Annotated in this window: 17 protein-coding genes, 1 pseudogene and 1 riboswitch; of the genes and pseudogenes, 8 read left to right on the forward strand and 10 right to left on the reverse strand. The window is 37.6% G+C overall.

The window, feature by feature from the left end; genetic code table 11:
* Positions 1 to 33 precede the first annotated feature (33 nt).
* Positions 34 to 1,293: an MFS transporter gene (locus AC3AX0_RS00525; RefSeq protein ID WP_487548365.1), complete on the reverse strand. Its 1,260-nt coding sequence runs from the start codon at positions 1,291 to 1,293 to the stop codon at positions 34 to 36.
* A gap of 476 nt (positions 1,294 to 1,769) precedes the next feature.
* On the opposite strand from AC3AX0_RS00525, the gene AC3AX0_RS00530 reads away from it, so the two are divergent.
* Positions 1,770 to 3,047: an MFS transporter gene (locus AC3AX0_RS00530; RefSeq protein WP_487548349.1), complete on the forward strand. Its 1,278-nt coding sequence runs from the start codon at positions 1,770 to 1,772 to the stop codon at positions 3,045 to 3,047.
* A gap of 60 nt (positions 3,048 to 3,107) precedes the next feature.
* Here the strand turns inward: AC3AX0_RS00530 and AC3AX0_RS00535 are convergent.
* From AC3AX0_RS00535 to AC3AX0_RS00575, 9 genes and pseudogenes are all read right to left on the reverse strand, one after another.
* Positions 3,108 to 3,401, reverse strand: a pseudogene (locus AC3AX0_RS00535) (glutaredoxin family protein); the annotation flags it as partial.
* 67 nt (positions 3,402 to 3,468) lie between these two features.
* On the reverse strand, positions 3,469 to 4,086 hold the full coding sequence (locus tag AC3AX0_RS00540) for a GGDEF domain-containing protein (protein ID WP_487548350.1): 618 nt from the start codon (positions 4,084 to 4,086) through the stop codon (positions 3,469 to 3,471).
* A gap of 254 nt (positions 4,087 to 4,340) precedes the next feature.
* Entirely contained in the window at positions 4,341 to 6,314 is a 1,974-nt protein-coding gene (tkt, locus tag AC3AX0_RS00545; protein ID WP_487548351.1) for a transketolase, read from the reverse strand.
* A 138-nt stretch (positions 6,315 to 6,452) separates the two neighbouring features.
* A complete protein-coding gene (locus tag AC3AX0_RS00550; RefSeq protein ID WP_487548352.1) occupies positions 6,453 to 8,036 on the reverse strand; it encodes an NAD(P)/FAD-dependent oxidoreductase in 1,584 nt (527 codons plus the stop codon).
* The gene (locus AC3AX0_RS00555) at positions 8,020 to 8,943 is read right to left on the reverse strand and encodes a carbohydrate kinase family protein (protein ID WP_487548353.1); all 924 of its coding nucleotides are present in this window, start codon (positions 8,941 to 8,943) and stop codon (positions 8,020 to 8,022) included. The genes AC3AX0_RS00550 and AC3AX0_RS00555 overlap by 17 nt, the downstream gene beginning before the upstream one ends.
* 22 nt (positions 8,944 to 8,965) lie before the next feature.
* Positions 8,966 to 10,447, reverse strand: a complete 1,482-nt coding sequence (locus AC3AX0_RS00560) for a phosphohexomutase domain-containing protein (RefSeq protein WP_487548354.1) — start codon at positions 10,445 to 10,447, stop codon at positions 8,966 to 8,968.
* Between the two features lies 1 nt (position 10,448).
* Positions 10,449 to 12,488, reverse strand: coding sequence for an ATP-dependent helicase (locus AC3AX0_RS00565; RefSeq protein ID WP_487548355.1), 2,040 nt, complete (start codon positions 12,486 to 12,488; stop codon positions 10,449 to 10,451).
* Positions 12,489 to 12,667: 179 nt separating this feature from the next.
* On the reverse strand, positions 12,668 to 14,080 hold the full coding sequence (locus AC3AX0_RS00570; protein ID WP_487548356.1) for an MATE family efflux transporter: 1,413 nt from the start codon (positions 14,078 to 14,080) through the stop codon (positions 12,668 to 12,670).
* Positions 14,081 to 14,512, reverse strand: a complete 432-nt coding sequence (locus AC3AX0_RS00575; RefSeq protein ID WP_487548357.1) for a MarR family winged helix-turn-helix transcriptional regulator — start codon at positions 14,510 to 14,512, stop codon at positions 14,081 to 14,083. It abuts the gene before it with no gap.
* A 225-nt stretch (positions 14,513 to 14,737) separates the two neighbouring features.
* Between AC3AX0_RS00575 and AC3AX0_RS00580 the strand changes: the two genes are divergently transcribed.
* The 7 genes from AC3AX0_RS00580 to pflA all read left to right on the forward strand — a co-directional run bounded on the left by AC3AX0_RS00580 (position 14,738) and on the right by pflA (position 22,409).
* Positions 14,738 to 15,517 carry a nitroreductase family protein gene (locus tag AC3AX0_RS00580; RefSeq protein ID WP_487548358.1) on the forward strand — a complete coding sequence of 260 codons (780 nt, stop codon included), beginning with the start codon at positions 14,738 to 14,740 and terminating at the stop codon, positions 15,515 to 15,517.
* A gap of 325 nt (positions 15,518 to 15,842) precedes the next feature.
* Complete coding sequence (locus tag AC3AX0_RS00585; protein WP_487548359.1) at positions 15,843 to 16,310, forward strand: DUF2975 domain-containing protein; 468 nt, start codon at positions 15,843 to 15,845, stop codon at positions 16,308 to 16,310.
* 9 nt (positions 16,311 to 16,319) lie between these two features.
* Positions 16,320 to 16,532 (forward strand): helix-turn-helix domain-containing protein, encoded by a 213-nt coding sequence (locus AC3AX0_RS00590; protein ID WP_487548360.1) that lies wholly within the window; start codon positions 16,320 to 16,322, stop codon positions 16,530 to 16,532.
* A 2-nt stretch (positions 16,533 to 16,534) separates the two neighbouring features.
* Positions 16,535 to 18,043, forward strand: a complete 1,509-nt coding sequence (locus tag AC3AX0_RS00595) for a DUF4153 domain-containing protein (RefSeq protein WP_487548361.1) — start codon at positions 16,535 to 16,537, stop codon at positions 18,041 to 18,043.
* 262 nt (positions 18,044 to 18,305) lie between these two features.
* Positions 18,306 to 19,205: a DMT family transporter gene (locus tag AC3AX0_RS00600; protein ID WP_487548362.1), complete on the forward strand. Its 900-nt coding sequence runs from the start codon at positions 18,306 to 18,308 to the stop codon at positions 19,203 to 19,205.
* A 101-nt stretch (positions 19,206 to 19,306) separates the two neighbouring features.
* Positions 19,307 to 19,391: riboswitch (ZMP/ZTP riboswitch) on the forward strand.
* A gap of 45 nt (positions 19,392 to 19,436) precedes the next feature.
* Positions 19,437 to 21,662, forward strand: a complete 2,226-nt coding sequence (gene pflB, locus AC3AX0_RS00605) for a formate C-acetyltransferase (RefSeq protein WP_487548363.1) — start codon at positions 19,437 to 19,439, stop codon at positions 21,660 to 21,662.
* Positions 21,663 to 21,683: 21 nt separating this feature from the next.
* On the forward strand, positions 21,684 to 22,409 hold the full coding sequence (pflA, locus tag AC3AX0_RS00610) for a pyruvate formate-lyase-activating protein (protein ID WP_487548364.1): 726 nt from the start codon (positions 21,684 to 21,686) through the stop codon (positions 22,407 to 22,409).
* Positions 22,410 to 22,572: the final 163 nt, after the last annotated feature.

The following is a 22,572-nucleotide window of genomic DNA, read 5'->3' on the forward strand; positions in this document are numbered from 1 at the left end:
CAAAATTCTACAAAAACAAAGAAGCATCAAATGTCAGTCAAAAGACTTATTCGATGCTTCTTTCATATTTCCCGATCCATTTATCTTCTTATCCACATATCCCGTAACCATAAATCCTAAAAATGCTACAAACGATATAATTCCTATTCCCTTCCATGCAGTTTCATAACTGTAGTTTACCATCATGGAACTCATAATCCTGGGACTAACTACAAATCCCACTCCCATCAAAAAACCTATAACAGCACTGAAGCGACCCCTATAGTTTACTGGAGTATGAGCCATTATGAATACATTTGAGTTTGTAACCATTACTATCTCTGCCACAGTCCATATGAATACGGACATAAAGAACAAAGGAAGTCTAGATCCTATAAAGGCAATCATTCCAAAACCAATTGTATTAAGCAATGATGCAATAGCCACATTGTATACAGGCCTGAATCTTTTAAGAAGTTCAGTCAATGCTATGGTAAATACAAGGACCACAACTGCATTGAAGCTTATAAGCATGCCGTAGTATGCCGCCCCGTAATCCCCTCCAAATACATGATCCATATGAAGAGAAAGACCGAATCCCATCTGTGCATATACGGCGGAACTTAGTATAGCAAATATGGTATACATTAGAAGGACAGGCTTCTTTATGAAAATGAGAGCCGTAACTCCACTTTCCATTTTTTCTCCACCTTCAACCTTCTCCATTTCTTCACTGGTAAGCATAGTTTCATTCACAAATAAGGCTACAAGTATAACACTTATTATTGTCGTTATTGCATCACCAAAGAAAAACCATTGTACATAGTTTGCAAGAAGAAATCCTCCCAACAATGGCCCTACTGCGACTCCTATATTTATTCCAAGATACAGCAATGAATATGACCTTCTTCTTTGGTCCTGATCCTCTGTGATATCCGCAACCATGGCATTGCTTATGGGATCAACCATATTGTACAGAACAGATGCCATTATTAGAAGTACAGGTATTATTTCCGGTCTTGTCTTTGTATAAAATCCGCATGCAATGAAAAACATGGATCCCATAAGCTGAACAGACACAAATATAGCCTTTCTCCCCTTCTTGTCGGCAACATATCCTCCTATGAAAGGCGACATCATGGAAACCGCACCGTTTATCAATATGTAGTTCGCTATATCACCTTCATTCATTCCCAGTTTTGTTTTCATATAAAGTGCAAGGAAGGCATATACGAATCCTCCCAATCGATTTATTATCTTAGCAAAAAATAATATATAAATACTTCTTGGAAGCCCTCCATAATTTGTCTTCACAGACTCTAGTGAACTTTTGACACTGAATTTCAATCAACACACCTCCAAATCAAAACATTTCACATTTAATTATATCAAGCAATACCGCTCTATTTATATGAAGATATCTTAACAATGATTATGAATTTTTAATAAAATTGACATTCATATTTCATAACCCTATAATTAAAATGTACAATTTAAACTTAAAGCAAAAAAACTTTAACGTACTAAAATAATTAGAGGAGGTTGCTTTCATGTTGAAAAGAGAAATATTACTAGTAGGAATTGAATACAATGCAATAATAAATAGTAAAGTAACCTGTGTATAGGCCTGTTATATAAGAATACCTGCCGTAAACAAGGTTATTGTTTACGGCTTTTTTTATGCCAGGATCATTCAATCTAGGTAAAAGCCGTGTCAATGACATGGCTTTGTTCGTTTTTGAAGCCATACACAGGTGACCATGCAATATGCATGTTAACTGGAGGAATTTATGAAATCATTTAAAGAAATCTTTAAGCCTTACATGGGGCTTAAACGGGAAATATACATACTATTCATCTCAAGACTTGTAAACGCTTTGGGAGCCTTTATATTTCCTTTCATGACACTGCTACTAAAGGACAAGATAGGTCTCAGCGAATCTGAAGTAGGATTATATTCAGCACTTTGCGGACTGGTTTATGCTCCTGCAAGCCTTCTAGGAGGCAAGATGTCAGATACAATAGGAAGAAAGAAGATTCTTGTAGTATTCGAATCACTGGGAATGTCAAGTTACATAATCTGTCTTTTCCTTGAACCAGGAATGACAATGGTATATATACTCATGAGTGCCAGCTTCTTCTTTGGAGTTGCAGGACCTTCCCATGATGCCATGGTTGCAGACCTTTCCACCGATGAAGAAAGACAGGGAGCATATTCCCTTTTATATCTAGGATTCAATCTTGGTTTTGCAATAGCAATGCTCTTTGCGGGAAGACTATTCGCAAACCATCTGAAGCTGATGTTTGCAATAGATGCTGCAACTGCATTCCTTGCTATAGGACTTATAGCATTTTTCGTTAAGGAAACCTACAACCCTGCCGAAAACAAAATGAAAGCTGAAGAGGCAATATTAAAAGGCGATGTTAACCTTGAGACACACAGCAACGAACCAATATACAAGGTACTTTTAAAAAGACCCTTACTTCTTTACTTTGCCCTTGCCATCTTCGGATACAGATTTGTATATAGTCAATGGTTCTTCCTGATGCCTCTTCACGCCAGTGAAAATTTCGGTGAAGTAGGCTACCAGCTATACGGTACATTGGGATCAATTAATGCAACAGTAGTAGTTATCTTCACCCCCATACTTACAGCCCTGTTCAAAAAATATACAAACATTAGAAGAATCATCTATGCAGGAATTCTCTTTACTTTTGGATTTGGCATTATGGGATTCATATCCGTAAAATTGGCATTCTACGCTTCAGTAGTCATCTTTACACTCGGTGAGATTCTTGAAGCTATAAGTGTCATGCCATTCATTATGAACCATACTCCAGCATCCCACAGAGGCAGGATGAGTTCAGTGCTGCCAATGATCATGGGTGCCGGCTATTCTCTTGGTCCATTGATAATGGGCATAATTCTTCAAAGAACCAGTTTCAGCTATTCATGGAAGATTATAGGTATTATTGTTCTTATGGCAACTGTATTTATGGGATTTCTTGAAATCTACGACAAGAAAAACAATAGCTTATCATCAAAAGCTGAAGGAAATTCATTATAACAAAAAGAAATGACCTGTGAAATCAAATTTCACAGGTCATAATATTTATAAACTATTTTTTTACTTCGAAGCTTTTTGTACTATCTCGCCGCATTTTGGACATTTTATATCTGAAGATCCCTTGTATTTAGGTATTCTAAGTTTTTGTCCACATTTTTGACATTCTCCAACACTGTAGTCAACAAGCTCATCAATCTTTTGAGTGTCAAGACCAACAACCGTCTCACTTCCTATAAGGAATGCAGGAACACCCATTATACCCTTCTCCATCAATTCCTTCCTTGCCTCTTGATCTGTATTAATATTTTTTTCAACATATTTGTAGCCTCTCTCACTAAGGAACTCCTTAGCAGTTACGCAGTGAGGTCAAGTGTTGCTTGTATACATTATGATATTTACCATTGTGTTCTCCTCTTATGATTTATTTTTTTCTTTTCTCAAATCTATGCTTGTCCGCCTTCAGATTTTCCTTTGCCCTTTCTATTACATTGGCAACTGACTCATCAAAGCGATACTGTGATATGCCTAGGCAGTAAGAGTAATGAATAATATTATCAGAAAGATTCACTTCCCAATCCTTCATGAAAAACTCTATCTTTGCCTCAACAATCCTTGCATCATCAAAATTAGTTTCAGAAAGAAGAACTATGAATTCATCCTCTCCCCATCTGGCTATTGAATCCTCGGCTCTCAATATGGACTTTACACTGCTTGCAAAATTCTTTAGAACCTCGTCACCTGCTGAATGGCCATATTCTTCATTGATGTTTTTGAAATCATTGATGTCTATTAGAAGAATGGAAAAAGGTTTTCTAGTCCTTTCTGACCTACTCTTCTTGTGTTGAAGGATACTCTCAAATGCCTTGGGGTTGTAAAATCCCGTAAGTTTATCCGTATAACTCTCTTGCTTCAGCATTTCCTTAAGTGATTCAATTTCCCTTTCCTGAACAAAAAGCTCTTCATTTTTCTTGTCAAGCTCCTTCTGCAGCTTTTCGACAATATCCTTTAGTTTTTCTTCCTCTTTAAGTTCGTAAGACAAAACATCATTCCTTTCATGGAAATTTTGTTATAAATTGAATATTTATTATTGTATCGTAAAACTATATATTTATTATTGTATAGTAAAACTATATATATTTCAAAATTATTTCTAAAATTTAAATAATTTTTCATTAAATCCTCGTCATTTTTAAAAAAAACGCATAAACCACTTAATGCAGTTTATGCGCAACTAAATATATTTTTATAAACCAACAGTTTCTGTTAAACTGTTTCTTAATCTGTCAGGTTTGCTTAAAGCATTTCCTTAACTATCTTCACTACATTTGCAACGTTGAAACCATATTTTTCAATAACCAATCCACCAGGTGCACTTGCACCGAATTTATCTACTGTAAGGAGTTTTCCTTCAAGGCCAACATACTGTCCCCATCCAAAAGAAGCTCCCATTTCGATTCCAAGTCTTTTTCTTGAAGCTAAAGGAAGTACTGATTCCTTATATTCTAAAGACTGCTCGTTAAATCTCTTGAATGATGGAAGTGAAACAACCCTTGCATCAATTCCTTTTGTCTTAAGCTCTTTCTGTGATTCAATGGCAAGAGCCACTTCGCTTCCAGTTGCAATAAGAATTACATCTATTTTTTCAGCTTCAGGAGATATTACATATCCTCCTTTTGCTACTCCTTCTCTTGAAGCTTGATCAAGAGTCGGTACATTTTGTCTTGTAAATACCAATGATGTTGGAGTTGTCTTTGACTCAAGTGCCAGCTGCCATGCAGCCATTACTTCATTTGCATCAGCCGGTCTTATTACATCCATGTTTGGAACTGCTCTAAGTCCTGCAAGCTGTTCTACAGGCTCGTGAGTAGGTCCATCTTCACCAACTGCAACCGAGTCATGTGTAAATGCATATATCGAAGGTATTCCCATAAGCGCTGCCATTCTCATTGCAGGTCTCATATAGTCACTGAATATGAAGAATCCACCACTGAATCCTTTAAGTCCATGAAGTGCAAGACCGTTAACTACTGCAGCCATTGCATGTTCCCTTACTCCATAATTGATATTTCTTCCTTCAGGAGTCTTGGCAGAGAAATTTCCGTTGATTCCCTTAACTTTTGTAGAACCTGAAAGGTCAGCGCTTCCACCTATTAAAAGCGGGTTTGCTTCCTGAAGCATCTTAAGAACTGCTCCAGAAGAAGATCTTGTAGCCTCTGATGCCTTTGGCTCATATCCTTCGTATACCTTGTTAAAGTCTATGTCAATACTTTCACCGTTCATTGCCTGTAAAAGATACTTAGCATCTTCAGGATAAGCAGCCTTGTATTCTTCAATCATTTTAACCCAAGATTCACAAGCTGCAACACCTTTAATTTCATTCTTGGCTTTCATATCATCATATACAGTTTGAGGAATATCAAATGGACCATAAGTCCATCCAAGTGCTTCCCTTGTTATAACGGTTTTTTCTTCTCCTATTGGAGACCCATGTGTAGAACTGCTTCCAGCATCAGGAGAACCATGTCCTATTACTGTCTTAACTTCTATGATTGTAGGCTTGTCTGTAATCTTCTTAGCTTCATCAATGGCCTTTGATACTGCTTCAAAATCTTCTCCGTCTTCAACTCGGATATAGCTCCAGTTCATAGACTCGAATTTTGCTTTAGTATTTTCAGTATTTGCCATGTTTAACGGTCCGTCAAGCTGAATGTCATTTGAATCATAAAGTACTATAAGCTTTGAAAGACCTAGATGTCCTGCAAGACTTATTGCTTCCTGCGTTACACCTTCTTGAAGGTCTCCGTCACCACAAAGAGCAAAGGTATGATGGTCAACTACCGAAAATCCTTCCTTATTGAATCTGCTTCCCATGTACATTTCAGCAATTGCCATTCCCGTAGCCATTGCTATTCCCTGTCCCAAAGGACCGCTTGTAGTATCTACCCCTTCAGTATGATTGTACTCAGGATGTCCCGGAGTCTTTGATCCCCATTGTCTGAAGTCCTTCAATTCATTCATTGAAAGGTTATGTCCAGTCAAGTGGAGCATCGAATAAAGCAATCCTGATCCATGACCTGCCGCCATTATGAATCTATCCCTGTTGAACCACTTAGGCTCTATCGGATTATATGCCAAATGTTCCGAATACAGAGAGTACATCATTGGAGCCGCTCCCAGTACGATTCCAGGATGTCCACTGTTTGCCTTGTTGATCATGTCCACACCCAACATTCTCAATGCGTTAATTGAAGTTTGATTCTGATTCATTCTTTCACCTCATATTTATTTAAATATTATTTTATTGACTATGTTAATTACTATACATATTCATGTATTTTATTTGATTTTAAACCTTTCTTCAAGTCTTTTCTCAACTAATTTGATTTTTTTTTAGAATTAGTTATTTTACTTTTGCAACTTCTCCAAAATCATTTCAGCAGCCTTTACTCCATCCATTGCGGAGGACATTATTCCTCCAGTGTATCCAGAACCTTCCCCTATTGGAAATACGCCCTTAACACTTCCTTCCATATTGTCGTCTCTTACCATTCTTACTGGAGAGGAGCTTCTTGTTTCTACACCTGTCAACACTGCATCGTCACTATTGAAACACTTTATCTTAGCTCCAAATGCATCTATTCCTTCAATAATTGAATCCACTATATATTCAGGCAATATTTCTCTTAGATTGGCAAACTTTGTTCCAGGCTCGTAAGAAGGTTTTATTTTTCCGAATTCTGTACTCAGTTTATTGTTTTTGAGGTCTCCAAAAAGCTGTACAGGAGCTTTGTAATTGCTTCCTCCAGCCTCAAAAGCCTTTCTTTCGAGTTCCCTTTGCAAATGCATTCCAGCCAGTGGATCATCAGAACCGAAGTCCTCAGGTGTTATTCCCACAAGAATTGCAGAGTTGGCATTTTCAAGATCTCTGGCATAGTAACTCATTCCATTTGTCACAACTCCTCCATCTTCAGACGAAGAACCTGTAACCACTCCTCCAGGACACACGCAGAATGAATAAACATGCCTTCCTCCTTTGCAATGATGTACAAGCTTGTAGTCTGCTGCAGGAAGGTTGTTTTCCACCCTGTCTACTCCATACTGGCTCATGTCTATATCCTTCTGGAGATGTTCAATCCTTAATCCTATTGAAAACGGCTTAGGTGTTAACTCTATCTTCCCACTGAGCATTTCAAGGGTATCCCTTGAAGAATGTCCTACAGCAAGAACAACCATATCAGACTCATACCTGCTTTTGTCAGTAATTACAGTTTTCACTGCCCCATCTTCAAATTCAATATCCGTTACCTTTTCAGAGAAGAGGAATTCTCCTCCCGCTTTTTCTATCTCTTTTCTAATATTTACTACCACCTGTCTCAACCTGTCAGTACCGACATGGGGCTTATTGTAGTACATTATCTCTTCAGGAGCTCCGGCCTTGACCATTTCTTCAAGTACTTTTCTTCCTCTGTTTCCTCTATCCTTAATGAGAGTGTTGAGCTTACCATCTGAAAATGTTCCAGCTCCGCCTTCTCCAAACTGAACATTTGACTCAGTATCAAGTTGTCCTTCTTTCCAAAACTTATCTATGTCTCCTATTCTATCTTCAACCTTCTTTCCTCTCTCGATTATCAAAGGCTTTACACCGTTCTGGCAAAGCAGCTGAGCACAAAAGAGACCTGCAGGTCCTGCTCCCACTATTACCGGTCTTTTATCACCTGAATATTCACATTCAAAATCATAGGATTTTTTACCTACAATTTGAATGTTCTTGTTCTTTTTACCCTTCATTATCTTGGTTTCGTCTTTTACTGTCACATTTACCGAATATATGACAAATATGCCGTCAGATCTTCTAGCATCTATAGACTTCTTGTGGATTTCCCATGAAATAATGCCGTATTCTTTTATATTTAAAAGCTTGCATATTTTCTTTTCCAGGGATTTTTCATTTTGTAGCGGGTTTAGTTTAATATTACTTATTCTTATCATCAATTAACTCCTGAGTTATTTTTTTTAACGAAATATTTCTGTTTATTGTTTCTTCCACCGATACTGCCATTTCTGCACATTTTGATGCAAAAACTGCTGTTTCAAATATGTCCATGTTCTTCAGCAAGGCGTATACGAGGCCTGCCATATATGCATCTCCAGCACCTGTAGCATTTCCCATGTCCCTTGACTTTATTTCCAGTATTCCCGATTTGTTACCCCTTGAATAATAGGTGCCTTCACTTCCTAGGGTGATAAATACACTATCTACACCCTTTTCATGGAAGATCCTTCCGGCACTGTCCAAATCCTTTTTGTTACTTATTTTAATTCCTGTTAGTGCTTCCGCCTCTATCACATTGGGCTTCACACAATGAAACCTTCCTATGAGGTCAAGAGCATTCATTGCCTTTGTTGAGGACACCGGATCAAAAACAAATTTTCTGCCATTGTACTTGTCTAGTATGTATTCCAGCTGCTGTCTTTTCAGATTGCCATCAAGAACTATGATTTCTGCTTCCTTTGTCTCTTCGTAAATGCTGTCTATATATTCCTGGTCTATAAGATCCGTAATGCCCATCTGACACACAGCAATGTCCATGTCCCTATTTTCATCAAGGATGCACATATAGACCGAAGTATCCATTTTATCTGTGATCCTTACACGCGACATATCTATGCCAGTCTTCTGGGATTCCCTGATTATTCTACTGCCATTGTCATCATCACCAACTACTCCCAGGAATACAACCTCAAGGTCCAGAAGGCTCATGTTTTCTGCAATGTTTCTGCCGACGCCTCCAAGGCTGAATTCGATTCTCCCGGGATTGGAATCCATCCTTATGAGTTTTGAGCCAAGGGGATATCCTGTAATATCAATGTTGGCTCCGCCTATTACTAATACCATAGCTTCTCCTTTTGGAAATGTTTTAGTATTTGAGGTCCTTATATTCTCCAAGGAGCTCGAAAAGCTTTTTCTCTATTATGCTGCAGCCTCCAATGGAATCCGACTCGATATTTAACGGAAGTACAGGGTCGTGAAGCGACATCCTAAGGAGGAACCATCCGTTTCCATTATTCATATCGCAGTTAATCCTTACACCTTCATAATTTGGCTTTTCAACTGTCCAGCCTTCAATTTCAGCTGATTTTTCTTCAATGTTCCGAATTATTCCCTTTCCATATTCCTGGAAGTCTTCCTTAGCAATTTTTATCCTTATTTCCTTCTCTTCTGCCGGGTCTTCGTAATCCTTTATAAGATCGAAAATGTCACTGCCCTTTTTCTTCATGTTAGCATATTCTGTGAGAATCTTTACAACAAGGAAAGCTCCGTCGTCAAGAAAATAATTTTCCTTCAATGCTCCGTGACCACTCGTTTCTATTCCTATATGGCTTTCATGTCCCTCTTCATTGAGTCTTATTGATTCATTGATGACATTCTTATATCCCCTCTGGAACCTGTGGTGGACACCGCCCTTTTCATCAATAAAATTCTTAAGTCCCTTTGAAGTTACCGAGTCAGTCACTATGTATGATCCAGGATGTTCCTTGAGGAGTATCGCTGAAATCAATGCTATGAGTCTGTTCCTGTTTACAGCATTTCCCTCTGAATCTATTATTGCCGACCTGTCGACATCAGTGTCGAAGATTATTCCAAGGTCAGCCTTAACATCAACAACCTGCTTCTTGATTATCTCAAGAGCTGTCTTGTCTTCCGGATTTGGAACATGGTTTGGAAACATTCCGTCAGGATCTAGATAAAGACTTCCTTTAGTATCTGATCCTAGCTTTTCAAGAAACTCTGCGGCGAAGAATCCGCCTGCACCGTTTCCAGCATCAACGATTATTTTAGTTCCTGACAGAGGTTTTTCCATTCCAGTCTTTTCTATAATGTAGTGCCTGAGACCTTCTGCATATTTCACTATGAAATCAATCTTTTCACTTTGATGGTAGAGCTGGTATTTATCACTATAATCATACTTTTCTGCATTCTCTAGAATTTCCCTGATGAGCTTCTTGTCAGCTCCCCCTTCCTTCATGAAAAACTTCATTCCATTTCTATTGAAGGGAAGGTGGCTTGCTGTCACCATTATTGCTCCGTCTACATCCAGTTCTTCATCCATAATTGACATGAACATGGCTGGTGTAGTTGCTATTCCAAAATCCACCGAGGTACATCCACTACGGGATATTCCCGCCGCTGCAGCTTCAAGAAGCTCTTTACCCGATATTCTGCTGTCTCTTCCTAGGGAAATCTTCACCTTTTTTCCAAGTCTTTTAGAAAGTATTTCAGAAAAGGATGCCGCTATTTTCCACACGCTGATAGCTGTAAGGTTTAAACTTTCTCCCTCAACGCCTTCAAGAGCAACTCCCCTTATATCCGATCCGTTTTGCAATTTCAATAAATCCATTTCAATTCTCCTCTACTATTTCTATAAGGTTTTTCTCTAGAAGCAAGTCCATTGAAAGTGTATGGTTCTTCTTTCTTTTACCTCTGAACACCAATGTTTCGTCATCTATGTCCACTATGGTTCCCTTGCCAAGCTTCTTATGTTTCACAGTCATTCCCTTTTTAAGTCCTCTTATTATTTCACTTCCCTTATCCCTTATTATTTCACTTATGAACATTGAAGGAAGCTCAGAATGGAGTATTTCCAGGTTATTTCTGGCTCTTGTCATTCCAACATAAAACACCCTTCTTTCCTCTTCCAGATATTCGTCATATTCTTCCTTCGACTGATTCCTCTTCTCCAGTGGAAACTCGCCGAAGTTGTTGTCTATGAGAAAGACTCTGTCAAATTCAAGACCCTTGGTACTGTGTATGGAAGACAGTGTTACATTGGCATCATTGTCTTTCTTTGCATTTCTAAGAAGATCTTTGAGATATTCTACGTTTTCCATAAACTCGAATACCGTGTTTGAGTTTCTGCATATTTCCTTGGTTATTTCAAGGTCAAGAAACATTGATGAATAGGATATCCTTCCGTCCTTTTCAAGTCTATTGAGGTAATCCTCATATCCCATGTCGAAGCGTATATAATCAAGGGCTGCCTCGGGACTCTCCTTTGATATATGACCCAGGTCCCACTTGAAGTTCTTTATATTGATTCTCTTAAGCTTATCAAGGTGGGGGTACCTGGACAAATCATCGAAAACAGTACCCTGACCACTTGCCACAAATTGATTCATTTCCCTTGTGAAATAGGTCTTGCCCTTGTAGTAAATATTTGAAAACGACTCCCTATCCCTTGGATTCACCGAAAGGCTGAAAAAGCTAATTATATCCTTTAGCACCTTTGAGTTGAAATACTTGTTCCTGTCTTCCTTAATATAGAATCTTGTAGTTTCATTTCTCAACGCTTCTGCAATCAGGATTGAGGATATATTATACCGGTAAAGTATTGCTGTCTCCATTTCAGGATTTTCTCTTATTTTTTTAATTATATAATCAGTCTGCTGACGCCTTGTAGAAAATGACTTCACTGTAATATCTCTATCCTTTTCCCTGTCAGCCCTTATATTCTTTTCATATCTTTTATTGTTTTTCTCTATGAAGCGACCTACCCTGTCAACTATATAACCGTCGCATCGATAGTTCTTGTCCAAATGGTAAATCTGTCCTTCCTTATAGATATCCTTGAATTCAAGGAGTATCTTTGGATTACTTCCCCTGAAGGAGTAGATTGACTGGTCGTCGTCTCCCACCATGAAAAGATTGCCGTTTGATACAAGGTTAATTATGTCTCTCTGTATTATTGAAAGGTCCTGTGCTTCATCAACCTGTATATACTTGTAGTAAGACTTGAACTTATCCGCAGTTGCCTTATAATGACTAAGAAGTTTCTCACAATAGCTGAGCATATCATCAAAGTCAATCATGTTCTTTTCACGTTTCTTGTTTTCATATTCAGTAAAAAGCTTTTCGAAATCCTTGATATTAAAACCAAGGCTTGAAAATTCACTCTTTTCAATTCTCATGTTTTTCACATAGCTTATCTTGCTTGAAAGGTTTTCTATTTCATCTGTACCTATATTGAAGATATTGTTTTCGGAATAAGTCTTCATCATTATTCCTTTGAGCATTTCAAAATTCGAATTGAGAAGTTCAAGGTTTTTTCCAGTTTTGTTGAAATAGTCCCTTACTATCCTATAAGCAAAGGAATGTATTGTGGAAAAGTATGCCGTTCCCATTGGAGCATCTGGGAAGAATCTTTTGAACCGCTCCTCCATCTCTATTGCAGCAAGCTTTGAAAAGGTTATGGTGAGTATTCTTTCCTTGTCAAGGCTTCTGTCATAGATAAGCTTGCCAGTCCTTGCAGTTATTACTGTAGTCTTTCCAGAACCTGCCGTAGACAGAACAAGACCAGGCCCTCTGTCGTGCAAAACCGCCGACAGCTGCTGGTCGTTGAGATACATATTCTTTTCTTTTTGTAAATATTCTATATAGTTCAATTTATTCTCCAAATCTATTGCTGTTGTAACACTACCTATTTTAACACATAATCATCAAATCTACATTATTAATAAAAGTCAAAGCCGTTAAAAAATATCAGACCATGGATAAATAAAAGTCTATCCAGGAATACTTCCCGGCCTTATCTATATTATAGAATCATTATATGGTTGATTCTTTATTTGTCTTTCGCTGATGCCAGAGCCTTGTCTACAATATTAGTTGGCATATTCTTTTCCTTTTCCCAGCCTTTGAATATTTTTCTTAAATCCGTTATAAGCCAAGGTCCAATTATCATTATTGACAATACCTCAGCCATTATGAATGCATACCATACATAATCAAGTCCTCCAAATCTAGCAAGAAGCCATGCAAAAGGAAGCAAGAAGACCATCTGTCTTGCAAAAGATGCAATTAGACTAATATATCCCTTTCCTAAGGATTGGAAGGTAATTGAGAATGTTATTCCCACTGCCGCCATTGGAAGACAGATGGACATTCTCTTAAGAGCCATTGTACCAACTCTCACCATTTCTGGAGAAGCATCAAACAACGAAAGGAGCTGTTTTGGAAACAGGTTCATAACTGCTGTTCCTATTACCATTATCATGAATGCAAATTTTACAGTGACTTTCAAGCTTTCCACCATTCTGTCCTTGTTTTTTGCACCATAGTTGTAACCCATTATAGGCATGTATCCCTGTGTAAGTCCGAATACAGGCATAATTATAAGTGACTGGAGTTTGTAATATACTCCAAGTACCGCAACAGCAGTTGAACTGAATCCTATAAGAATAAGATTAAGTCCCGATACCATTACAGAACCAAGGGATTGCATAATTATTGCAGGCAATGCAACAACATAAATGTCTTTTAGAATCTTTCTGTCTGGCTTAAAACGCATTAGATCTATTTCAACTGCATGCCTTCCGTTCCTTATTACAAGTACTATATATATGAAACTAAGAATCTGTCCTGTAACAGTTGCTATTGCCGCTCCCCTTATTCCCATTGCCGGCACACCAAAATAGCCGAAAATGAATATAGGATCAAGGATGATGTTTGATATGGCACCAACAAGCATTGCCTTCATGGGATGCATCATGTCTCCTGTTGCCTGGAGAGTACTCATACCCGCCTGGGCTATGAACCTGCCGAAGGAAAATACCATAACTATGCTTATATACTGAGTTGTAAGATTGATTAGATTAGCATCGTCTGTAAATACCGATACTGTATTCCTTGCGAAAAACAATCCAAAAATCAATACTGCTATGGAATACACGATATTTATGACAAATCCATGGTTAGCAGCTCTTGTGGCTGAAGGATTGTCGTGTTCTCCCAGTCTTCTCGATATGAGAGATGTTATTCCAGCGCTTGTTCCCATGGCAAGAGCTATGATTACAAGTTGAAGAGGAAATGCCAAAGATACTGCAGTAAGTGCATCCTCTCCTATCCTTGATACATAAATACTGTCCACTACATTATAAAGAGCCTGAATAACCATTGATATAATTGCCGGTATCGACATTGACAACACCAGCTTTTTAACAGGCATTGTTTCCATTTTATTTAATTTTTTATTCATCTAAACACCTTCTTTAATATTATCAAACATTCTTGTTAGATAATCTATTGTATTCTTTTTTTCATCTTCATCAAAATCATTGAAAAGTTTATCCTCCAGATAATATACAACTTCCAAGGATTTTCCCTTTAAGTTTCTCCCGCTTTCAGTTAGATAAACCATCTTGGCTCTTCCATCTTCCGCACAGATTTTTCTATCAATCATTCCTTTTTTTTCAAGCTGCTCGATGAGCTTTGTAAGTGACGGTGCCCTCACACTTAACTGTCTCAATATGTCTGACTGGGAAAGTCCGTCTTCTTCCCACAAACATCTAAGAACCTTGTTTTGCGATGATGTTATTCCATATTTTAAAAGCTTTTCATTTCTTTTCATTTGAAATGCATGGTCTATCGAACAGATTAAATATCCCGGCATTTTAAATTTGTCTGCCATAAAATCTCCTTTATAATTCCAAGGGTTCAAAACCCAATAATTTTATTTAGTTAGTTAAGTAAGTAGTTAATATAACATCTCCTTAATTCAATGTCAACACATAAAAACAAGATAATATTCAAGTATTTCTCAGTTTGAAAACAGCTCCCTAATATGAATACGATTTCATAATTTCCCAAAAATCTGTTATAATAAAGAAAAAACCAAAGGAAAGGAGTACTGAATATGAATGATGTTATTAAAGCCATAAAGGACAGAGTCTCTTTAAGGAGTTATAAAGACATGGACATTTCGAAAGAAGATCTTGATATGATAATCGATAGCGCCATGCAAGCTCCTACTGCCGGGAACATGATGCTTTATTCAATTCTGGTAATCAAGGACCAGGAAACAAAGGAATTGCTGAGCAAGTCTTGCGATAATCAACCTTTCATTGCCAAGGCTCCCGTAATTCTCATATTTCTCGCGGACCAACAAAAATGGTTCGACTACTATATTAAGGAAAATGTAAAGGAATATTCCGAAAAGGTTGGAATAGATTTCGAAGCTCCACAAGAGTCGGACTTGATGATTGCCTGCGAGGATGCCCTCATAGCTGCACAAAATGCTGTGCTTGCTGCTGAATCTCTTGGAATAGGATCATGCTATATAGGAGACATCATTGAAAACTATGAGTTACACAGAAACCTTCTTGGACTTTCAGACTGGACCTTCCCTATTACAATGCTTTGTCTTGGATATTACGAAGACGACTACAACAGGGTTCACAGAAACCGCTTCGACAAGAAGTTTGTGGTATTCGAAGAAAAGTACAGACATCTAACAGAAGAGGAACTTGATGAAATGTTTGAAGAAAGAGCACAGTTCTATGTAAAGTCAAACAAATACGACGCTGACAACTATGCACAGATGTTTTACGCAAAGAAATCAGGTGCCGAATTCAGCAAGGAAATGGCAAGGTCAGTTAGAACTGCCATTAAGAAATGGACAGGTGAACTGTTGTAATACCTATTCACTCCACAATAGAGAATTTACCTCAATTAGAAAACATCAACACTTCAATGAATTTTACATAATTAATTTTCATATGAAATAATTTGGCAGGCTGATATCAGCCTGCCTTTACTATGTCCATATCATCCATTTTCATCATACTCATCCGCCTTCTCACTTTTCACCGATTTTCGATGCTTATTTATTGTTTTTCGATAAAAATTTATTGCTTTTTGATTATTGTCGTGTTAAACTGAAGCTGAAGAAACAGAAAATCAATACATTAAAGGATGTTTTATTACTCAACTAAAGTTGTGGTATAAAACTAGGAGGCCCTATGAAATATTCTGGAAAAAAATCACTTGCAACATTTATGAAATTCTTTTTATTGTTACTGGAGGGAGCTGCTATTATAGTTCTGTTTGGATTGCCAAAAATCCTAGGCTTTTATCTAATCTGGATTGAATCAATCTTTTACAACAAAGTTCTCTACTACGGACTTGTCGTCATTCTTTACATAACTGGAATCCTCGCAGTACTAATATTGGATACACTGAGAAATCTCTTTTCAACTATGGAAGAAGCAAATCCCTTCATAAGAAAAAACGTAACAGCACTGAGAAGGATGGGAGTCTATGCTTTCATCGTCGGAGGAGCATATTTTACAAAAATATTCTTTCTCAATTCATTCATGACAATAATCGCGGTCTTTATCTTCTTTATTGCCGGAATCTTTTGCATAGTACTTGCAGATCTTTTCAACCAGGCAATCATATACAAAGAAGAAAACGACCTCACAATATAGGAGGCCGCCATGAAAATAATAGTAAACCTTGATGTCGTAATGGCTATGAGGAAAATAGGTCTATCAGATCTTGCCGGAAAAGTTGGAATAACAAATGCAAACCTTTCAATACTTAAAAACAACAAGGCAAAAGCAATTCGCTTCTCTACACTTGAAGCAATATGCAGGGAGCTTGACTGTCAACCAGGCGACATACTTGAATTCAGCAGGGAGGATCAATAACAATGGATACAGCAATTAAACTAAACGAAAAAAAAAACTTAAAATCAAATTTGATGTTCATATATTCCATAGGACTTGGAATGATTTTCGACTTACTCTTCTACGATAATAATATAGGTCTCAACTATCCACTATATGCACTATTCTTTCTTGGTGGAATCTACCTTTTCATTAGAAATGATGAATCATTTTCCTTTGTGAGGTTCATGGCATTCTCGGTTGTAATCATGTACATAGCATCATCATTTGTCAGATTCAGCCTCTCATCAGTAATAAACATACTGAACTTCCTTGCAATACCAGTTCTCATTGCAGTACTGCCAGCTCTTAGCGTGAAGGCTTTTGATTCAGAGAAAAAGCTTCCTCTCATTGCATTGGAAAGATTCATAATGTCACTTGGTGGATTTATTTTCATAGTTGAAAAGACATTCAAAATTACATCCTCTACAATAAATGTAAAGGATAAATCAAAGACTTATGGAATAATAGCAGGTCTTTTCCTCAGTATTATTGCAATGGCAGTTATAATACCTCTCATGGCAAGTGCGGACATGATATTTAACGAGATTGTGCTTAACCTAACCAAAAATCTGTCTACTGGAATTGAATTTAAAAGACTGCTTTCTCATCTTTTCATTATCTTTATTGTATCTGGATACATGTATGGATTCCTTAGAACTGTTCTTCACAAAGCAAAGAAAAAATCATTGAATAGTGAACTTCCTTCACCTGGATCGATTGTAGAATCAAATTCGACCTTTGACAGCACCATTCCCCTTACAGTATTCTTAATAGTAATAAATCTGCTCTTCCTTCTCTTTTCATACATTCAGATAAAATACATCATATTAGGCGGAACTGATTTTCTTCCTGAAAACATAACCTATGCAGAATATGCAAGAAGTGGCTTCTTCCAAATGATGATTCTTTCAATAATTAATTTTTCAATAACCATCATTCTAAGCAGCCATATATCAAAACTCAAGAACACTAGAACTTTAAAGATATTGCTTACATCACTAAGTATATTTACAATAATAGTGGTTTGCTCCTCCTATTCACGGATGAACCTCTATGAGAACACCTACGGATATACTAGACTGAGATTTCTTGTATACATCATCCTTTTTACTGAAGCCGGTCTCAACTTGATGCTAATGTATGAAATTTGGAACAAAAACTTTGGATTCGTAAGATACGGACTTCTTTCAGTTCTATTTGTTTTTCTGATGCTAAACACCGTAAATATCGACAGCTATATAGCTTCAAGAAATATAGATAGATATATTGAAACAGACGACATTGATATGAGCTATCTCCTTTATCGCCTATCCTCTGATGCATCTTCTGAAATACTTAGGCTAAAAGACATGGATCTTGGGGAATGGACTGATGATCTGGAAGAATACTATATCGGACACCGTGGCTATGAAACCAGAAACCTTTCATTTATGGAATTCAACCTATCCGATAAAAACGCCTACGAAAATGCAATTGAATATTTTAACTAATCAAAAGAAGCAGCAGCCGAAACCCAAAATTTCGAGCAACTGTTTCTTTTATATATACTTATAACTCATTTATAAATTTGTATATAGCCTGAAAACGTTTAACATGAACATATCTAGTATTTAAGCTCTCTACTTATAGACAAACCCTTCTCCCTATGGTATTATTGGTGTGAATAAATCAAAAGATAACGATTCTCAATAGACAAAAAAACAGCTACAACATCAATCTTTTGAAATACAATATGAATCAAGAGAGCGTATTATGAATAAAATTAAAAACAGTAAAAATCTAGGGGTTATCCTTATTATATCATCATCATTATTTTTCTCACTTATGGCTACGGCTGTAAAGTCTGTAAATGAATTCCCCTTGGCAGAAAAAGTGTTCTTCAGAAATTTCATAGGACTAATATTCCTGTCCTTCAGCCTCATAAAAAACAAAGACATATTAAAGGTAAACAATAAAAAACTCATGTTTGGGCGAAGTGCCTTCGGAATTCTGGGAGTGTTCTTCTTTTACAATTCAGTATCACACCTCCACCTTTCGGAAGCAATGGCTTTAAACAAGCTTTCGCCGTTTTTCGTCATAATATTGAGCGGAATATTCCTGAAAGAGAAGATTAAATCTTCGCAGATTATAGCAGTATTCGTAGCACTCGCAGGATTATTTGTACTTCTGAATCCAAAGCTCAACATACCAATCATTCCAGCCATTCTTGGAATAACAGGTGCATTTTGTGCTGGTAGTGCATATACAATGATAAGGCAGATGAGACTAACAGACAGCCCTTCATCAATAGTTTTCTATTTCTGTCTAAGCTCATCATTGGTGTCACTGCCAATGATGCTCAGTAATTTTATAATGCCCACTGGCATTGAATTTCTACAGCTTTGCCTTATCGGTATAATGGCCCTTGCAGGACAGCTCGCCATGACAAATGCATACAGATATGCCCCTGCTTCTCAGCTTTCGATATACACATACCTGAACATTGTTTTCTCGGCCTTATGGGGATTTTTATTCTATGGAGAGTCATTGACCCTTTCATTCATTGCAGGCGCAGGACTAATTATATTTGCGGGATATATCAACTTTCTTTCTTCAAATAGCAAAATTGGAAAAGATAATAATAAATCCAAAGTACTGACCAATACAAAATAGCTAAACCAATTCACGAAATATTATCGTGAATTTTGCAATATCAATCGGTTATTGCGAAATCAACTGTTGACAAATCCCATAATGTAGTATATATTCATCTTAAGAATTCACATGACTGACGGAATTGCGGAATTAACCGCAAGGGAGTGTGAAAATTGTGTAATGCCGACCGTCTGGGCTAAATGTCCGGACGGTTTTTGTATTTTTTGTCCGGATACAATGGAGGTCAAAATGTTTAAGAAATGGAATGAATTTGAAAAAGGTATATGGGCAGAGGAAATAAATGTAAGAGACTTCATACAGAAAAACTACAGTCCATACACAGGAGACGAAAGCTTTCTCGTAGAAAAATCCGAAAGAACTGCTAAACTCTTCACCAAAGTTGAAGCACTCCTTGAAGAAGAGCAAAAAAGAGGAATCTACGATATCTATACAGATGCTCTTGCAAGCATAGACTGTGCTGGTGCAGGATACATTGACAAGGACAACGAGACAATAGTTGGTCTTCAGTCCGACGGACCACTCAAGAGACTAATAAACCCTTACGGTGGAGTAAGAATGGTTGAAGGAGCAATAAAGGTATACAACCTTGATATTCCGGAAGACATACTGACAGACTTTAAAAAATACAGAAAGTCCCACAACGAAGGCGTATTTGACGTATACAACGATGAAATAAAAAAGGCAAGATCTGCAGGACTTATGACTGGACTTCCCGATGCATATGGACGAGGAAGGATAATCGGCGACTACAGAAGAATAGCCCTTTATGGAATAGACTACCTCATAGAAGAAAAGAAAGACTACCTTAAGAACATGTCCTTTCCTTTCACAGAGGATTCACTGAGAAACAGAGAAGAAATATCAGATCAAATAAAGGCTCTTAAAAAGATGAAAACAATGGCCTCTGCATATGGAATCGACATATCCATTCCTGCAATAGATGCACAGGAAGCCGTACAGTTTTTGTATTTTGGATATCTTGCAGGCGTAAAAGAAAGCAATGGAGCTGCAATGTCCCTTGGAAGAACAAGCAGCTTTTTAGACATCTACATCGAAAAAGACATTGAAAAAGGGCTAATAGACGAAATACATGCACAGGAGCTTATAGACCAGTTTGTAATAAAGTTGAGAATAATAAGACATCTAAGGACTCCAGAATATGATGAACTTTTCGCAGGAGATCCAAACTGGATTACAGAAGTTCTTGGTGGAACAGGAGAAGATGGAAGAACACTAGTTACAAAGACAACATACCGTTTCCTCCACACTCTTACAAACCTGTCTGCTGCACCAGAGCCAAACATGACTGTACTGTGGTCAGAAAAGCTTCCACAATCCTTTAAGAAATACTGCTCAAGAATGTCAATAGAAACCTCATCAATACAATATGAGAATGATGATATAATGAGACCAATGCATGGAGATGACTATGCCATAGCTTGCTGCATATCTGCCATGAGAGTAGGTAAGGAAATGCAGTTCTTCGGAGCGAGATGCAACCTTGCGAAAGCACTTCTCTTCGCAATCAACGGCGGAGTAGATGAACTCTCAGGTGAAATGATAATTGAAGGAATAGATAAAATAGATTCAGAAATCCTTGATTTCGACCAGCTAATGGATAACTACAAAATAGTTTTGTCAAAAGTTGCAGAACTTTATGTCAATACAATGAACTCAATCCACTTCATGCATGACAAATACGCCTACGAATCGGGCCAAATGGCTCTTCATGATGGAATAGTGGGAAGATACATGGCCTTTGGTGTTGCAGGTCTTTCAATAGTAATGGACTCCTTCAGTGCAGTGAAGCACGCTGAAGTTAAAGTTGTTAAGGAACATGGACTTACTACAGACTTTGAAATAAATGGAGAATATCCAGCCTATGGAAATGACATTGACGAGGTGGACTACCTTGGAAATGAAATACTTTCATTCTTTACAAACGAGTTGAGAAAACACAAGGCATACAGAAATGCAAAACATACCCTTTCAGTGCTTACAATCACTTCAAATGTGGTTTACGGAAAGAAAACAGGAACAACTCCAGACGGAAGAAAGTCTGGAGCACCATTTGCACCAGGAGCAAATCCAATGCACGGAAGGGACTCAACAGGAGCACTGGCATCACTGAACTCAGTTGCAAAACTTCAGTATAATAATATCTGTGAAGATGGAATTTCAAACACCTTCACTGTTATTCCAGAAGCAATAGGAAAGCTAGACAGACACAGAATAGACAACCTGGCAACAATTATGGACGGATACTTCAGCCAGAAGGGACACCATCTCAATGTCAATGTATTAAGAAAAGAACTTCTTCTGGATGCATATGACAATCCAGACAAATATCCAAACCTTACAATCAGGGTTTCAGGATATGCAGTTAAATTCAACAAGCTGACTAAAGAGCAGCAGATGGATGTAATCAACAGAACCTTCCACAAAAAAATGTAGTTAGGTAAACAGGAGTATTTTATGATAAAAATTCATTCAGTTGAAACAATGGGAGCATTGGATGGACCTGGAATAAGAGTAATCTTCTTTCTACAGGGATGTCCTCTAAGATGTCTTTACTGTCACAATCCAGATACTTGGGAATTATCGGGGGGAAGTGATTATTCAACTCATGAGATAATCGAGAGAGCGTTGAGATATAAACCTTATTTTAGAAATAATGGTGGTATCACCTTCTCGGGAGGCGAGCCACTTATACAGGCTGAAGAACTGCTAAAAGTCATAAAGCTGGCAAAAGAAAACGGGCTTCATACAGCCCTTGACACGTCGGGGTATTATACGTGCAAGGACAGTGTGATTTCTGAACTTCTTGACTCTACAGACCTTGTGATTCTTGACATCAAACACGAAAAAAGAGATATGTACAAAAAAATCACAGGCCTTGAAATTGACAGACATAAGAATTTCAAAGAACTTCTGGAAAAAGCAAAGTCAAAAATCTGGCTTAAGCACGTAGTAGTGCCTGGTCTGACCGACGATATAGAACATATGAAAAGCCTGGAAAAAGAAGCACGGACATATCCACTTGACAGGGTTGAAAAACTTGAACTCCTTCCCTACCACAGCTTGGGCGAAATGAAATATGAAGAGCTTGGTATGGGCTATCCACTGACAGGTACGGAAGAAATGGATATGGAAAAACTTAAAGAACTGAAAAAGCATATAAAATTAGACTGTCTCATTTGAGACAGTCTTTCTTTTTCGAGTCATAGACAAAGCACCTAGGCAATCAATATCCTCAAGCTTGAAAGATCAGTCATTCCCTTTATCTTAATCTCCTGTACCGCCAGCTCCAGATATTTCGGATCAGTAGTTATTGTTTTAGTCAGGGACTGGATTAGCTTAAGTG

The organism is Dethiosulfatibacter sp., from assembly GCF_983023055.1.

Coding starts and splice junctions, on each gene's coding strand:
- AC3AX0_RS00530 (WP_487548349.1), top strand. CDS start 1,770: ATGAAATCATTTAAAGAAATCTTTAAGCCTTACATGGGGCTTAAACGG.
- AC3AX0_RS00580 (WP_487548358.1), top strand. CDS start 14,738: ATGAATGATGTTATTAAAGCCATAAAGGACAGAGTCTCTTTAAGGAGT.
- AC3AX0_RS00550 (WP_487548352.1), bottom strand. CDS start 8,036: ATGATAAGAATAAGTAATATTAAACTAAACCCGCTACAAAATGAAAAA.
- tkt (WP_487548351.1), bottom strand. CDS start 6,314: ATGAATCAGAATCAAACTTCAATTAACGCATTGAGAATGTTGGGTGTG.
- AC3AX0_RS00585 (WP_487548359.1), top strand. CDS start 15,843: ATGAAATATTCTGGAAAAAAATCACTTGCAACATTTATGAAATTCTTT.
- AC3AX0_RS00590 (WP_487548360.1), top strand. CDS start 16,320: ATGAAAATAATAGTAAACCTTGATGTCGTAATGGCTATGAGGAAAATA.
- AC3AX0_RS00570 (WP_487548356.1), bottom strand. CDS start 14,080: ATGAATAAAAAATTAAATAAAATGGAAACAATGCCTGTTAAAAAGCTG.
- AC3AX0_RS00575 (WP_487548357.1), bottom strand. CDS start 14,512: ATGGCAGACAAATTTAAAATGCCGGGATATTTAATCTGTTCGATAGAC.
- pflB (WP_487548363.1), top strand. CDS start 19,437: ATGTTTAAGAAATGGAATGAATTTGAAAAAGGTATATGGGCAGAGGAA.
- AC3AX0_RS00560 (WP_487548354.1), bottom strand. CDS start 10,447: ATGGATTTATTGAAATTGCAAAACGGATCGGATATAAGGGGAGTTGCT.
- AC3AX0_RS00555 (WP_487548353.1), bottom strand. CDS start 8,943: ATGGTATTAGTAATAGGCGGAGCCAACATTGATATTACAGGATATCCC.
- AC3AX0_RS00600 (WP_487548362.1), top strand. CDS start 18,306: ATGAATAAAATTAAAAACAGTAAAAATCTAGGGGTTATCCTTATTATA.
- AC3AX0_RS00595 (WP_487548361.1), top strand. CDS start 16,535: ATGGATACAGCAATTAAACTAAACGAAAAAAAAAACTTAAAATCAAAT.
- pflA (WP_487548364.1), top strand. CDS start 21,684: ATGATAAAAATTCATTCAGTTGAAACAATGGGAGCATTGGATGGACCT.